Source organism: Halobacteriovorax sp. HFRX-2_2 (assembly GCF_043196705.1).
Taxonomy (GTDB): domain Bacteria; phylum Bdellovibrionota; class Bacteriovoracia; order Bacteriovoracales; family Bacteriovoracaceae; genus Halobacteriovorax_A.
This window is the reverse complement of the sequence record NZ_JBEBMT010000003.1, coordinates 450,108-464,341: the sequence shown is the minus strand read 5'-3', so window position 1 is coordinate 464,341 and position 14,234 is coordinate 450,108. Positions and strand designations below refer to the sequence as shown.

At 38.1% G+C, this 14,234-nt stretch carries 13 protein-coding genes; 5 read left to right on the top strand and 8 right to left on the bottom strand.

The window, feature by feature from the left end:
- From ABMA79_RS12670 to ABMA79_RS12660, 3 genes are all read right to left on the bottom strand, one after another.
- Positions 1-413 (bottom strand): hypothetical protein (locus ABMA79_RS12670; RefSeq protein WP_393093064.1); only part of this gene is annotated, 413 nt, incomplete at its 3' end.
- 11 nt (positions 414-424) lie between these two features.
- A complete protein-coding gene (locus ABMA79_RS12665; RefSeq protein WP_392860883.1) occupies positions 425-1,180 on the bottom strand; it encodes a slipin family protein in 756 nt (251 codons plus the stop codon).
- Between the two features lie 311 nt (positions 1,181-1,491).
- Positions 1,492-2,826: a nodulation protein NfeD gene (locus ABMA79_RS12660; protein ID WP_393093062.1), complete on the bottom strand. Its 1,335-nt coding sequence runs from the start codon at positions 2,824-2,826 to the stop codon at positions 1,492-1,494.
- Positions 2,827-2,857: 31 nt separating this feature from the next.
- Here ABMA79_RS12660 and ABMA79_RS12655 point away from each other — a divergent pair, with 31 nt between their 5' ends.
- Positions 2,858-4,180, top strand: a complete 1,323-nt coding sequence (locus tag ABMA79_RS12655) for an amidohydrolase family protein (protein ID WP_393093059.1) — start codon at positions 2,858-2,860, stop codon at positions 4,178-4,180.
- A 173-nt stretch (positions 4,181-4,353) separates the two neighbouring features.
- On the top strand, positions 4,354-4,680 hold the full coding sequence (locus tag ABMA79_RS12650) for a helix-turn-helix domain-containing protein (protein ID WP_021266982.1): 327 nt from the start codon (positions 4,354-4,356) through the stop codon (positions 4,678-4,680).
- A gap of 103 nt (positions 4,681-4,783) precedes the next feature.
- On the opposite strand, the gene ABMA79_RS12645 is transcribed toward ABMA79_RS12650, so the two are convergent.
- The gene (locus ABMA79_RS12645) at positions 4,784-5,482 is read right to left on the bottom strand and encodes a hypothetical protein (RefSeq protein WP_393093057.1); all 699 of its coding nucleotides are present in this window, start codon (positions 5,480-5,482) and stop codon (positions 4,784-4,786) included.
- 152 nt (positions 5,483-5,634) lie between these two features.
- Between ABMA79_RS12645 and ABMA79_RS12640 the strand changes: the two genes are divergently transcribed.
- Positions 5,635-6,618 (top strand): malate dehydrogenase, encoded by a 984-nt coding sequence (locus ABMA79_RS12640; protein ID WP_392860876.1) that lies wholly within the window; start codon positions 5,635-5,637, stop codon positions 6,616-6,618.
- 102 nt (positions 6,619-6,720) lie between these two features.
- Here ABMA79_RS12640 and ABMA79_RS12635 read toward each other — a convergent pair whose 3' ends face one another.
- Genes ABMA79_RS12635 through ABMA79_RS12625 form a run of 3 tightly spaced genes read right to left on the bottom strand, consistent with a single transcriptional unit; the run spans position 6,721 to position 10,974 of the window.
- Entirely contained in the window at positions 6,721-9,387 is a 2,667-nt protein-coding gene (locus ABMA79_RS12635; RefSeq protein ID WP_393093054.1) for a cation-translocating P-type ATPase, read from the bottom strand.
- Positions 9,388-9,406: 19 nt separating this feature from the next.
- Complete coding sequence (locus tag ABMA79_RS12630; protein WP_392860872.1) at positions 9,407-9,820, bottom strand: cyclic nucleotide-binding domain-containing protein; 414 nt, start codon at positions 9,818-9,820, stop codon at positions 9,407-9,409.
- 8 nt (positions 9,821-9,828) lie between these two features.
- The gene (locus ABMA79_RS12625) at positions 9,829-10,974 is read right to left on the bottom strand and encodes a hypothetical protein (protein ID WP_392860870.1); all 1,146 of its coding nucleotides are present in this window, start codon (positions 10,972-10,974) and stop codon (positions 9,829-9,831) included.
- 65 nt (positions 10,975-11,039) lie between these two features.
- Between ABMA79_RS12625 and ABMA79_RS12620 the strand changes: the two genes are divergently transcribed.
- Positions 11,040-12,248 carry a U32 family peptidase gene (locus tag ABMA79_RS12620; RefSeq protein WP_392860868.1) on the top strand — a complete coding sequence of 403 codons (1,209 nt, stop codon included), beginning with the start codon at positions 11,040-11,042 and terminating at the stop codon, positions 12,246-12,248.
- Positions 12,248-13,435 (top strand): peptidase U32 family protein, encoded by a 1,188-nt coding sequence (locus tag ABMA79_RS12615; protein ID WP_393055821.1) that lies wholly within the window; start codon positions 12,248-12,250, stop codon positions 13,433-13,435. Before ABMA79_RS12620 ends, ABMA79_RS12615 begins: the two co-directional genes overlap by 1 nt.
- Here the strand turns inward: ABMA79_RS12615 and ABMA79_RS12610 are convergent.
- Positions 13,432-14,234, bottom strand: an 803-nt coding sequence (locus tag ABMA79_RS12610; protein WP_393093052.1) for a hypothetical protein, incomplete at its 5' end; no start/stop codon positions are given. The genes ABMA79_RS12615 and ABMA79_RS12610 overlap by 4 nt on opposite strands.

Sequence of the window (14,234 nt, the reverse complement as noted above, 5' to 3'; positions counted from 1 at the left end):
AGGTCTTCAAAATTATGGCCAAGCTTCTTTAATTCAAAACGACAATTAAGAGTGAAGAGTTCATCTTCAGAATTAATGACAATATTATCAATGTTAATATCTGAGTATTCAGTTAACTCTGATCGATATGAATTAAAGATGAAACAATTCCAACTAGAGTCACTTCCAAAGTTAAATTCAAAATACTCACCATCGGTTTTATTGAGAATAAAGAATTCAAAACAAGTCTGAGTCCAAAGTCCAATAACTCGATTCATCTTGCCATTGTCACGTTGTATATAAATAGGAGAGAGATCCCCTTGTAAACAAAAGTGAAAATTAACATGGCCGTCAATGACCTTGATCTCGGCCGAGGCCTTTAGATCAAGATCATTTTCAGCAAATGGTATTAAGTTAAAGTATTTTGAAATCATAATCGATCTTCTTAATTACCCTTACCCATGATATTTGTTAAGAAATCAACTGGTAATGGGAAGAATGTCGTCGACTTTCCTTCTCCACTTGAGATCTCTTTCATTGTATCAAGGTAGCGAAGAGTGATGGCATTAGGAGACTCGTTAAGGACCTTTGCCGCTTCTGCAAGCTTAAGGGCCGCATCGAATTCACCTTGTGCAGAAATAACCTTTGCACGCTTGTCTCTTTCTGCTTCCGCTTGCTTTGCCATTGCTCTTTGCATCTCAATAGGAAGGTCAATGGCCTTAACTTCTACTGTTGAAACCTTGATTCCCCATGGCTCTGTATGCTCATCAAGAATTGCTTGTAGTCTTGCATTAATCTGTTCACGCATTGATAGAATTTCATCAAGCTCGAATTGACCAATTACAGAACGAAGAGTTGTTTGTGCAATTTGACCTGTCGCTAGCAGATAGTTTTCAACTGCGACAACTGACTTTTCAGGATCTTCTACTCTAAAGTAAACAACACCATTAACTTTTAATGTTACGTTATCTTTAGAGATAATATCTTGTGATGGAATATCCATTGTCACTGTTCTCAGATCAACCTTGTGCATCTTTTCTAGGCCTGGAATAAGTAGAATAAGTCCTGGCCCGCGAACAGCTGTGAAGCGTCCTAGGAAGAAGATAACACCACGTTCGTACTCTTTAAGAACCTTAACAGTGTTGAACAATAAAATTAATAGTAGAATTATAAATGGTAAGTAAGGCGCAAAATTTATCATATATCCTCCGTTGAATTGACAAAAACTTTACATTTAACTGACTCTAAAAAAAACTGAGAGTTTAATATTAATTTAAGAAAACTAAGGGGAGATTTTTAATAAACTCTCTCTCTTCCTTGTCAAAAATCAATCGTCCCTCAACGTCCCCTTAGTTTTTTCTTCTTATTTTCAATTATTTAAAGCCAAAAAAACTTTTTAATTTCTCTTCTTGCCCAGTCGATATCGCTCTTTGTTGGAAGATCGTTTTGACACATCGAAAAGATTAAACTCATTAATTGACGAAAAGATTTTCTTTGACTCATTTTATACCTCTATAGTTTTACTTGTAGTTTTAAGTTGTCTTTTTTGATGACCTCTACCTTATCACCAACTTTAAGCTTTGACATATCGCCAGTGGCCGTAAGTTGCCACAATTCTCCATTGTAGCGAGAAAAGACTTTATCACCATCAATATCTGTTACTGTAATCTCAACACCAGTGTACGGATCTTCAGGTTCAGAGAAAATTCTTTTTCTAGACTTATAAAAAACATAAGCAATCAGACCAATAAAGGCAAGAATCGCACCAATACTAGAAAAGAGAACAGTTGAAGAAATTTGTAGGTATGACTCCTCAGTTTGAAAAAGAAACATGGAGCCAAAAATTAAGCTGGCCACTCCTGCAAGGGTTAAAAGCCCAAAGCTTGTAATATAAATTTCTAGAATAAAGAGAATAAAGGCCGCAATAATAAGCAGGAAGGCCCCTGTGTTAAGGGAGAGTACATTAAAAGATATCCCTGCAATTAAGATGGCCACTGCTCCAATACTTCCAGCGATAAATCCACCTGGCGCTTGAAACTCGACATAGATTAGGGCCGCGCCTATGAGGAAAAGAATATAGGCCATATCAGGAGACGCAAAGAAGCTTAAAAGTTTCTGACCCAGAGTTTTTTCAAATGTTGTGAGCACATAGTTATCAGCGATCTTAACTTTAAAAGACTTATGATGAGAAAGGTATGTCTTATTATTAATTGTATTAATAAGACCGCCCTTACCCTGAATTGTATCAACAATTCCGTTATGGACATTTTCTTTTAAGGCCTCAGTCTCTGTATAACTCTTTGCCTCTGTTATCATCTTTGTGAAGACCTTCTCATTCTTTCCAGTCGCAGAAGCTTGAGACTTTACGAGGGCAACAAGATCATTAACAATCTTATTTTTCATATCGCCTTCTTTAATATCTGATGTTCCTGATATTGGCGTGGCCGCACCGATGCGCGTTCCATCGGCCATATAGAGAATAGGGATACTACTTGCAATGATGGCACCGGCACTCGTGGCCGATGCAGAACTAGGTCCAATCCAACCAATGACCAGATTCTTACTATTGGCAATTAAGTGCATAATCTCTTTTGTGACACTAACCAGGCCTCCTGGTGTGTTTATCTTAATTAAGATGGCACTCTGACTTTGGCCTTCAATGCTTTTAAATGCCTTTTGAAGGTAATTTAAAGTGGCCGGTGTGATGGCCTCTTCAATATTAACTGCAACGATAGAATTGATATTAATCTCTTTAGCTTCTTTTGAGCTATCAGCTGCAACTGCGCTGAATGATGCTAAAAATAGGGTAAAGAGTGCTACAAAACTTGTAATGATACGCTTCTTCATATATGTTGACCTGCTTATTAAAGGAGATTTCATGTCATCAAATAATATTACTTATAAAGTAATTATCGCTCATTTTTTCAATCCTATAAATGATAAAAAATGTGAATTTTTAGAAGATTATGCAATTGTTGCAAAGCGCACAACAAAAGGTGATTATAAAATCATCGATCGTATGCCTAAAGCACAACTTTCAGCTTATTTATCACGTAAGAAGAATGTTGAGATTATTGATAAGAGTGGCCAATACGTAATTCCTGGCCTCTATGATACACACTTTCACTGGGTACAAGACGCCGTTTGTGAAATGCCAAAGGCCAATCTGCTACATTGGTTAGAAAATTATACATGGCCATATGAAGCTAATTTCAAAAAACTTGCTTTTGCACGTAAGAAGGCAAAAGAGTTTACAAATAAAATTGCAAATAACGGAACAATTGGTGGAGCTTGTTATGGCTCAATTCACTCTCATTCTGTTTCTGAAGCACTTAATAATTTCAAAGGTGACTATGTTCTAGGTAACGTACAAATGACAATGAACTCGCCTGAGTACCTTACAATGGGCGTAGAGGAAACAATTGCACAAACTGAAGCATTAGCGAAAGAGTATAAAGATAAGTACGCTGTAACTCCTCGCTTTGCCATTACTACAGATCCTGTGACAATGGCCGCTGGAGCAAAGACTGCAAAGAAGCATCGCTCTTTCATTCAAACCCACTTAAGTGAAACTCAAAATGAAATCGATTTCGTTCTTAGTATCTATAAAGATATTAAAGGATTTGAAAAAGTTAAAACTTATACAGAGATTTATGACAAGGTTGGGCTTTTAACTCCAAAAACTATTATGGGACATGGGATTTATCTTTCACCAAAAGAATTAAAACTCTTAAGTGAAAAACAGACGATGATTGCTCACTGTCCAACAAGTAATGCTCCAATTAAAGAGCTGGGACTAGGTTCGGGACTTTTTGATTATAAGAGAGCTAATCGTTTCAAAGTTCACTGGGCCCTAGCAAGTGACATTGGTGGTGGGCCTTTCCTTTCTATGCTCGATGTAATTAATTCATTTGTTATGCAGAATCATAAAAGAGGACATCGCGATACTTCTTATACTCAAGGACTTTACCGAGCTTCACTTGCGGGTGCTACTTCGATGAAACTCGAGCAGGAGAGTGGTAATTTTGAGCTTGGTAAAAAGCTTCATTTTGTCAGTCTTGGAAGCAAAAAGATGAGCGCAAGTCTTACGACGGAAGAAAAACTTAAGAAATTAATTAAGAGGCCTAACAAAGACAGGGCCTTATACACAGATTTAATTGAAGCGACGTATTATAACGGTAATGTGATTTCAGGTAGATAGTTAAGCTAAATCGATCATATTGAACAATATCTGCTATCGACAATAAAATTACGGAAATATTGTAAAAAGTTTTCTTACAAATCTGTTAATATGTTTACAAAAATATTTTATTGCTTTAGAATATATTAAGATACGAATCGTAAGTGCTTGAATATAATACTTAGGAGAAATACATGAGAAGTTTTAGTCACATCGCGAAGCTAATTAAAGAAAAGAGAACAGCACATCCAAAAGGATACTCTCAATCAGAATTATCACACCTTCTTGGTTACAAGAATGGTCAATTCATCTCTAACGTTGAACGTGCTCTTTGTAACATCCCACTAAAGATGCTACGTAGAGTTTGTGAAATCTTAGACATCAATGAAGCTGAATTAAAAGACGCTATCATTAAAGATCACGAAGAAACTTTAGATAATTATCTAAAGGATGGATCAGGTGTTGTTGGTGCAACAACTGGTGCAGAAGCTACGGCTACAACTTCAAACTTCGTTTACTAATCTGATTACCTTTTCGAAGGTTGTTAGTTAGAAAATATTGATAAAAAAAGAGGGAGCGAAAGCTCCCTTTTTTTATGTTCAGGATGAATGGTAATAAATTTAATTAAACGCCTTTATAGGCCTTGTAATCATCTAGAGAACCAACAGACTCTTCAGTGTCGTCTGCATAGCTTGATTCAATCTGTGTTTGAAGGTAATGAGGATCTTCGATTTCTTCTTCACTAACTTCTGGATCTACTTCTCCAACTGGTAATTCATGATTAGTTGAATAAGTTAAGTCCATCTTTAAAGATTCAAATTTTTCTTCAAAAACTTTTAAGTCTTCTTCTTTTAAACGACTCTTAAAAGCTAAAAATGTTTTTTGTGTTTCAATATAATTTCGCTCAAGCTTTTCTCTTTGCTTTTCACCAACACGATCAAAGTTATCAAAGTACTTGCGTCTGGCCATAATATGCTGCTCAAGTAAATTGAAGTATTTTACAATGATAAAGTCCTCTCCACTTAGATGTTGTGGGTTTGGACGGCGATTCTTATTTGGTCCACGGCGTCTGCGATTGCGATTTGAAGACTTACCTTGTGCCTTTTTATTTGGTTTAGATTGATTTGACTGTGGGCCTTTAGCGCCAGGTTTGTTGCTACCTTGTCCGGCCTGTTGTCCTTGTCCCTTAGGGGCACCACTTGCGTTTGCTGGGCGTTTACGACGTCTGCGGTTGTTTGAGCGACTTCTGTTACCACGGCCTTGTGGTTTGTCTGAAGATGACGATGTCGATGAATTAGAGGCGTTCTTGTTGCCTTGCTCCATTTGTAATCCCTTATTGATAATTCATAATTACGTTTAAATTTAATTATAGCCCCTAATATTGCTAAGTAAAGCTACAACTTGTCTAACACCTATGTTAAAATTGGCCAATTTCAATAGAACAACTCTCTAATTTTTTCAAAAGGGGAAATTACATGACTAAAAGAGTTAAGGTTGCAGTTACAGGTGCAGCAGGACAAATTGGTTACGCGATTCTTTTTAGAATTGCTTCAGGTCAAATGTTTGGACCAGATACAGAAGTTGAACTACAACTTCTTGAACTACCTCAGGCGCTTGGTGCACTTGAAGGTGTAAAAATGGAATTAGATGACTGTGCTTTTCCATTATTAAAAAATATTGTTTGCACAGACAAGATGGAAGTAGCATTTAAAGATGCAAACTGGATTCTTGCAATTGGTGCCGTTCCAAGAAAAGATGGAATGGAAAGAGCTGACCTTCTTAAGGTTAATGGTGGAATCTTTGGTCCACTTGGTAAAGCAATGGCAGCACACTCAGCACCAGATTCAAAATTATTCGTAGTTGGTAACCCATGTAATACGAATTGTTATATCGCAATGGAAGCTTCAGGGCTTGATAAGTCACGTTTCTTTGCAATGACAACTCTTGATGAGAAGAGAGCTAAGACTCAACTTGCTCAGAAAGCTGGAGTTGATGTAACTGAAGTTACTAATATGACAATCTGGGGTAACCACTCAGCAACTCAATACCCAGATTTCTACAATGCAAAGATTGGTGGAAAGTCTGCTGCAGAAGTTATCTCTGATGAAGAATACCTACAAGGTGATTTTATCTCAACTGTTCAAAAAAGAGGTGCAGCAATTATTAAAGCACGTGGTGCTTCTTCTGCTGCTTCAGCTGCAAACGCATGTGTTGCAGGTGTATACGCTCTTACTCATGACACACCAGCTGGTGAGACATTCTCTATGTGTCTTGCTTCAAAAGGTGAGTATGGAGTTGACGAAGGTCTTATCTTCTCATTCCCATGTCGTGTTGAAAACGGTGAGCTAAAAGTTGTTGAAGGCCAAGAGCACAATGCTTTTGGACAAGAGAAGTTTAATACAACTCTTGAAGAACTTCGCACAGAAAGAAATACTGTTAAAGATCTAGGTCTAGTATAGGTGCCATGCTCCTTTGGTTTCGCACATGCTAAATCAAAGGAGCTCACCTTATCTACTTATATAGAATATTTAGCACATGCGAAACCAAAGGAGCATGGCACCTTATATTCTAATTCCCAATTTAAATTTCGATAAAACTTGAATGATCAGAAGCGGAGACAGAGACGCATAGGTCACAATTTTCCAATTTTCGAGATTGATAAGTTTTAAGCTGAGAATATTCCTAAGAGCAGGGATATAGATCGTTGCAAGTAACAGTACTGTACAAAGGCATACTGCTCCCCAGACATGAATATTCTTTGTGATCTCATTTACAAATAGATTTGAATTCTCAAGTCGCATATTGAAAACATGAAAAACTTGGCCAAAGGCCAGGCTTAAGAAAGAGACAGTCAATGCTGTTTTGTCATCACCAGTTGTCTTAAGTGTGTAGAGGAAGCCAGAAAGTACGCAGCTTGTAAGAATGATACCGTAGAGTGAAATTAGGCCCCACTTCCTCTTTGTAATTATTTGTTCATTACGTGGACGGGGAGATGACTTTAAGTAGCTAGCGTCTCCTTCACCCATCCCAAGGGCCAAGGCCGGGAATACATCTGTGACGAGATTTAAAAATAGAATTTGTAATGGTAAAAGAGGCAGAGGCATATTCATCAGTGAGGCGATTGATACAATTAGAATCTCACTAATATTACAAGAAAGAAGATAGACCACAAAGCGCTGAATATTACTATAGATGATACGTCCTTGCTTGATGGCCAAGATAATGGTGTTAAAGCGATCATCTTGTAGCACCATGTCTGCCGCCTCTTTTGCAATTTGAGTTCCTCTTAGGCCCATGGCCACGCCAATATCTGCATTCTTCAATGCTGGAGCATCGTTGACTCCGTCTCCAGTCATGGCAACGACAGCATTCTTTGATTGAAAGTACTTAATCAAATCAAGTTTTTGAATTGGGCCAACACGACTAAAGACCTGGGTCTTATCGATTTTTTTAATCAACTCTTCACTCCAGTCTTGCTGTGGCCCGAAGTTCTTTCCATTTATTGAATAGCTATTATCAGGCCCAATAAGGCCTATGTCTTTGGCGATTTTTAAGGCCGTACCTTCTTGGTCTCCTGTAACCATAATTGTTTTAATGCCGGCCTCATTTGACTTTAAAATTGCTTCTTTTACATCTGAACGAGGAGGATCCAGAAGGGCAACGAGTCCTAAAAAAGTAAGATCGTTGTAGGGCCCATCTTCAGTACTTTTTACTTTTTTCTCGGCCAAGGCGAGGATACGTAGGCCATCACTTGCTAGTGTATGATTTTCTTTAATCCATTCACTTTTTAATTCTTCATTGAAGATCTTATCTTCAGACTGATTTCGTATAAGTGTAGAGCTACTTATAATCGCCTCTGGTGCACCCTTTACGGCCACAAGTATTGCCTCTTCGTCCTTTTCTTTTAGCATATGGTAGGTGGCCATCATTAGGTTAGAGCTATCAAAGGGAACCTCTTTTACCTCTGGCCGCTGATCTAGAAGCTTTGCTCTAACAAGGCCGAACTCTTCCCCAATATTAAGTAGAGCAATCTCCATTGGGTCGCCAATATTATGACTCTTCTTTTCTTGAGTAAGTTCTGAGTTATTACAGAGGATACCTATTTCGAGGAGTCTTCTTAGTTCTTTCTCGTCTTTATTTTTTTCGACATTATTCATGTGAAAAACTGTGTGCATAGTTTTAAAGAGCTGAACGCTCATTTTATTTTCTGTGAGAGTTCCTGTTTTATCGGTGAAGATTATTGAAGTTGCCCCAAGGGTTTCAACAGCAGCTAATTTGTTGATGAGAGCATTGTTGTCGGCCATGCGCCACATTCCCTTGGCCAAGGCGAGGGTGGCCACAATAGGAAGGCCTTCTGGAATGGTTGCAATAGCAAGTGCAATGGCCGTCTCTAACATGAGTACGGGGGCCTTTCCTGCCATTATTCCTGAGACTGCAATAAGGGTAGCAATTGCTAATGAAAACCAGACGATCTGGCCACCAAGCTTATTTAGTCGTTTTTCAAGAGGGGTGGTTTCATCTTTATTAACGGCATCACCTTGAACCTCTTTGGCAATTTTACCAACCTCTGTGTCCATGGCCGTTGCAATGACAATTCCTTTTCCTGAACCTCTTGTGATTGATGTTCCTTTAAAAAGAATATTGCTTCGCTCAGCTAGTATGGTGTCTTCTTCTAGGGCTTTACTTACTTTGTCGACCGGGGCCGATTCACCTGTCAAAATTGATTCGTTAACATTTATATTATTGGCCTGGGCAACTCTAAGGTCGGCCCCTAAAATATCTCCGGCCTCAAAGATGACGATATCACCAGGTACCAGCTCTTTTGTGTTAAGGTGAAATATTTGTCCTTGTCGAATAACTCCACATTTTGTGACGCCGATTTTTTTGAGTGCTTCCATGGATCTTACGGCCTTAAGTTCTGTGAAAAATCCTAGTGCAGTGTTAACAACGAGGACTGCAATAACTGTGAAGCCTTCGACAATATGGCCAATGGAAAAAGATGTGGCGGCCGCAATAAGCAGCAAGAAGACAATGATGCTCTTTAGTTGTCTTATAAGAATCGTAATTTTAGATGTGCTTGGCCTAACCGAAAGTTCATTAGGCCCATAGAGTTTTTGTCTACTTGTGATTTCTTCTTGTGTAAGTCCGCTTTCAAGGTTTGTTTCAAGTATATCTGAGACATCATTTACACTACATTTTGAATAGAATAGGCCGTTATACTTTTTCATATATTCGCCCTTCTTAGCTTTATTTTATAAGATCTAGAATCTCTCTTTGCTCTTCGATACTTAAAGGCCTAACAGTGTCGGCCTTCTTTCTTTTTATTCCACTTTTTGCGATGACTTTATCGAGGTGGTGGATACGATCAACTACATTCTTTGTCATCTTAAAGAGCCAGTCAGGAAGCTCTTCTTTGATTGTCTGACTATCGATTTCCATTAGTGTGACCTTCGTTTTTGCCATAACATAGGCCGCGCGGTGAGTACCAGCGAAGAAGGCCATCTCACCAATCATTTCTCCAGGGCCTACTGTCGCAACAGGACTAACTTTATTACCGTCAACAACAAAGACGAGAAGTTCTCCCTCTTCAACCAGATAGATCGTATCAGACTGATCTCCCTGTTTAATGATGATAGCATTTTCGTTATGAACAATTCTCATATGGCCTCTTATTTTAGTTGGGTAATCTGCTTAAGCTTAATTACTAGCTCACTGACAAGTTTAGGGTAATAGATAGATTGTGGAACTTTATTAGAAATAAATAAAGGGTTTCTTGTATAATTTTGCTTAAGAACTTCGTTAAAGTTTACGATATCCACATTTTGATGAGTTGAGATCTTTTCAAGCTGTTTAACAAAGAGTGGGTGCGAAGACTTGACCTCACATGCAAAGGCCACTTTTTGTAAAGCCTGATCGTAGGCCTTTGTTATCTCACCCTGTTTTTCAAAAAACTCTTGCTTTAATTGATGAAATTTCGTGTTGGCCAAAATATTTTTTTCAAGAGACTGAACAAGTACATGGGCCTCTTTCGTTTTAGATTCAGAAAGAAGTGTATCGAGTTTTTTTAGGGCCTCTTCAAATTCTAGGCCATTTGTATCTTCACAAATTCTAAGGTCATTTATCTCCATATTGATTGGTGGAATGACGGTAAGGATATTAACTCCTTTGGCCTTTAGAGTTCGAAAGAATTTTTCGAGACGAATATCATAGAGAAGAAGTTCTTTTTCTAAAATACTTCTAAAGCGTTCAGGAGATAATTTATCAAATTCAAGTGGTTCAATTTCTGAAGTTAGCTGCTTAAGATCTTCATTTAAGAAAATTAAACGTGACAGATTTGGATGAAGCTTAATCAAACTTTGGATGTAGAGATTTTTAAAGAGTTTAAAATTCTGATTATTAAGTTTAATGGCCTCTTTCTTCTTTGGATAAATATCTTCTTGTAACTCTGAATAGCCAGTTGCAAGAATAAGAATCTTAGGAACTTTCTTTAGCGCCGCCACTCTTTGAATGGTGCGATAAAGGGAGTCGCCCTTAGAAGAAATATTGTAAATAGAAAGTGGTCTGGCCAACTTTTTTGAGAGTTGAGTTGTGATGTCATTGATAAATGGACTGATTGATACACCCATTTCATCTCCGACAATTAGTACGTCGGCATTTGAGGCAACTTCATCAGGCCCATAGGTTTCTGGTGCCATGACATATGGTGCTGGAGTTTCTCGCAGAGGGGCCTTGTGATAATGGTAACTTAGAAGCCCCAAAATTGTGATAATGAACGCACAGGCCAAATAAAATATAGTGTTAAATATTTTTTTCATAAAAACTAATCAAGATTTCCCTATGACTTTATTATATACGTAATTTCTGGTACATAGAAGACCTTATGAAAGATGCAAAAAACACCAGATGGGTACCTGAGCTTTTAGCTCCGGCAGGTAGCCTAGAAAAATTGAAAGTGGCCATTAGTTACGGTGCCAATGCCGTATATCTTGGTGGTCAAAAATATGGACTTCGCCAAGCGGCCGATAACTTCACTATTGATGAAATACGTGAAGGGGTTGAGTTTGCTCATGAGCGAGGTGCTCTTGTCTATGTCGTCTTAAATTCATTCTTTCACGATAAGGATTTTGATGGCCTTTTAGACTTTATTAAAGAACTTGATGATGTGGGAATTGATGCAGTTATTGTTTCAGATCCTGGTGTGATCAATTATATAGCTGAGAATACAAGTCTAGAGATACACCTTTCAACTCAGGCAAGTTGTCTTAATGTTGAAAGTGCAAAACTTTGGAAGAAGCTAGGTGTTACTCGTATCGTCCTTGGGCGCGAGGTTGCCATTGCTGATGCTAAGAAAATCAAAGAAGAGGCCGGCGTCGAGATCGAGATGTTTGTTCATGGTTCAATGTGTATGGCCTACTCTGGAAATTGTGTGATTTCCAACTATACACAAGGGCGTGACTCAAATCGCGGTGGATGTGCTCACAGCTGTCGTTTTGAATATAAAATTGATGATGGAAAGAAGGAGCTTAATAGCTACTTTATGAGCTCTAAGGACCTTGAGGGAATCAGACTTCTTCAGGACTTTATTGATGCAGGAATTGACTCCTTAAAAGTTGAAGGACGTATGAAGTCTCCAATGTATGCGGGAACTATTTCAATGGTCTACTCACAGGCCCTTGCCTATTATAAAGAGCATGGAAACTTTCTAAGCGATGATCTGCTTAAGTGGGAAGATGAGCTTACAAAAGTTACTCACCGTGCTTACACACAGGCATCTCTTGTTGAAGAGGCCGATGAAACTTCGATTTATAATGATCGTGAGCATGAAGATAAGACATATCGTGCGATTGGAAAGGTTGCGCAAGTTGTGGACAATGAGTTTATCGTTGTTGATGTAAGAAGTGCATTTGAACTAGGAGAGTCTCTTGAGATCATGCCTTTTTCAAACGCTCACGTGGATGTAAAGATTGATCATATCTCTAATCTTGCTGGAGAGAATTTTGAGCGTACACGTCCTGGAGCACTTTTTAAAATTCCTTACGTTGCAGGAGTTGAGGTGAATAACCTTGTTCGTGCAAAGGTTGTAAGTTAATGAAGACGACAACTTACTTAAATAACCTTAATGATCTTCCTAATATTATTGCTAATAAGTCTTTAGTAAGTGAAGTCATCTTAGCAACTCGCTTATTTTCTCAAATTGGAAAACTCTCTATTGAAGAGATGGCCAAGGCCATTGAGTTATTGAAGTCAGAAGCAATTTCCTATTCTTTAGAGTGGGATATTCTTATGACGGAAACTCGTTTTGCAATGTATAAGCAACAATTTCAAAAATATGCAGACCTTGGTTTTAAGAGTATTCGCTTAAGAGATCCTGGTGCTATTAATTTTTGTTTAAACGAATATCCTGATCTAAAGATCGATCTTCTTTTAGATACTGGTGGACACCATAATCTTAACTCAATTAAGGTTTGGAAGAACCTTATTGGTGATCGTCTAAGAAAGATTGTTCTTTCAATTGAACTCTCAAGTAGTGTGATTAAAGAATTTTGCCAAGAGATTCACTCGTGGGGCGTTGAAACAGAATTACTCGTCTTTGGACGAATTTTACTTTTCTATACACCACGAAACCTTGTGTCTCCTTTGTATTCTGATGAAAGCTTAGAAGATAACTACCTTGAAGTTAGTGGTTCAAGTGAAGAGTCTCCTCATAAAGGATTTCCGATTGTTGAAAATCAACACGGAACATTTATGTTTAATACAAAAGACCAATTTCTTTTAGAGTATATCGATGAATTAAAAGATTGTGGTGTTAATGATCTTAGAGTTGATGCTCGCCATCTAGAAAATAATAATCTCTTAAATGATGTTGTTTCACTTATTAATTCTTTCGATAAGTCGAAGGCCAAGGAAGTGAAAGATCAATTTGGTAACTCAACGACACGCGGATTCTTTCACGTAAATAAATCTGATGTCCTATTTAAGAAGCTTAAGAATAAGCGTACCCAACGCCAAGATGAAGGCTTCTTAGGTGAAGTTGTTGATGTTGTGAAGAAGTCTCATATGGCCATTCTTATTAAGGGAATGCGCGGTGAGGAGTTTGCTCTTAAAGTAGGAGATGAACTTCGCTTAAATACACCAGACGGAAAAGTTAAAACAACGAAAGTTCATAAGATTACACATACGAATGGTAGGGAGGCAGACTCTGCTAAGACAGGTGAGTTAGTGCTGATTCCACATGTTAGTGGTGTTAGTGTTAAGACCATGGCCTATAAGAATTAGTTGTAGCTGACCTTAACGAATTGTACCCAGATTCCACCATTATTGATTCGCTGTGATCTCATTGCCTTAAACTTCTTGTCGATAATAAAGGTCTCTGGCATCACAGCATAGGCACTCTTTGCTCCAAGCTTTTGTGCCTTTGCATAGAAGTCATTTACAAATTCATGAATATTTTTTTGCGTCTTTATTCTCTTACCGTATGGAAGATTACAGACAATAACTAAGTTATTTTCTGAAAGCTCTTCCATTTTAAAAAAATCACCATGAGTCACTTCAAGATCAAATCCCTCAAGGTTTTCTTTGATGGCCTTAATATTATCGCGATCTATATCATTGGCCAGGGCCTTGCGCTGAATTTCATCGTTTAAAATATTTACCTTTTGCGCAGCCTGTTTCCTAAAAAGAGGAAAGTTCTCAAAATTATAATGACGCTTAGAATTCACCTGGTCTTGGAAGAGATACTCGCTTAAGATCGTTCCCGAGCCGGCCATTGGATCAAGTAGGGTATAACCTTTTTCTTCATTGCTATTAATGAATCGAATAAGAGCTGCTCCAAGAGACTCTCGCATTGGGGCCTTGGCAGTAAAGATCTTATGTCCTCTCTTATCAAGCCTCTCTCCTGAACAGTCGATTGAAACCTGACACATATCTTCCTCGAAACGAATAAAGATAATTGGTGGATGACTCCACGTAAGCTCGTTATATTTCGCCTTAAAGGGTTGTGCCTTTTGATAATCTGCAATGGCGTCTTTTGCGGCCTTGATGATTTTTCGATCATCAAATAAGCGCGAGTTATGAG

Excerpts from the sequence above, each read along its gene's own strand:
- ABMA79_RS12650 (WP_021266982.1), top strand. The coding sequence starts at position 4,354 with ATGAGAAGTTTTAGTCACATCGCGAAGCTAATTAAAGAAAAGAGAACA.
- ABMA79_RS12630 (WP_392860872.1), bottom strand. The coding sequence starts at position 9,820 with ATGAGAATTGTTCATAACGAAAATGCTATCATCATTAAACAGGGAGAT.
- ABMA79_RS12635 (WP_393093054.1), bottom strand. The coding sequence starts at position 9,387 with ATGAAAAAGTATAACGGCCTATTCTATTCAAAATGTAGTGTAAATGAT.
- ABMA79_RS12625 (WP_392860870.1), bottom strand. The coding sequence starts at position 10,974 with ATGAAAAAAATATTTAACACTATATTTTATTTGGCCTGTGCGTTCATT.
- ABMA79_RS12620 (WP_392860868.1), top strand. The coding sequence starts at position 11,040 with ATGAAAGATGCAAAAAACACCAGATGGGTACCTGAGCTTTTAGCTCCG.
- ABMA79_RS12645 (WP_393093057.1), bottom strand. The coding sequence starts at position 5,482 with ATGGAGCAAGGCAACAAGAACGCCTCTAATTCATCGACATCGTCATCT.
- ABMA79_RS12655 (WP_393093059.1), top strand. The coding sequence starts at position 2,858 with ATGTCATCAAATAATATTACTTATAAAGTAATTATCGCTCATTTTTTC.
- ABMA79_RS12640 (WP_392860876.1), top strand. The coding sequence starts at position 5,635 with ATGACTAAAAGAGTTAAGGTTGCAGTTACAGGTGCAGCAGGACAAATT.
- ABMA79_RS12615 (WP_393055821.1), top strand. The coding sequence starts at position 12,248 with ATGAAGACGACAACTTACTTAAATAACCTTAATGATCTTCCTAATATT.
- ABMA79_RS12660 (WP_393093062.1), bottom strand. The coding sequence starts at position 2,826 with ATGAAGAAGCGTATCATTACAAGTTTTGTAGCACTCTTTACCCTATTT.
- ABMA79_RS12665 (WP_392860883.1), bottom strand. The coding sequence starts at position 1,180 with ATGATAAATTTTGCGCCTTACTTACCATTTATAATTCTACTATTAATT.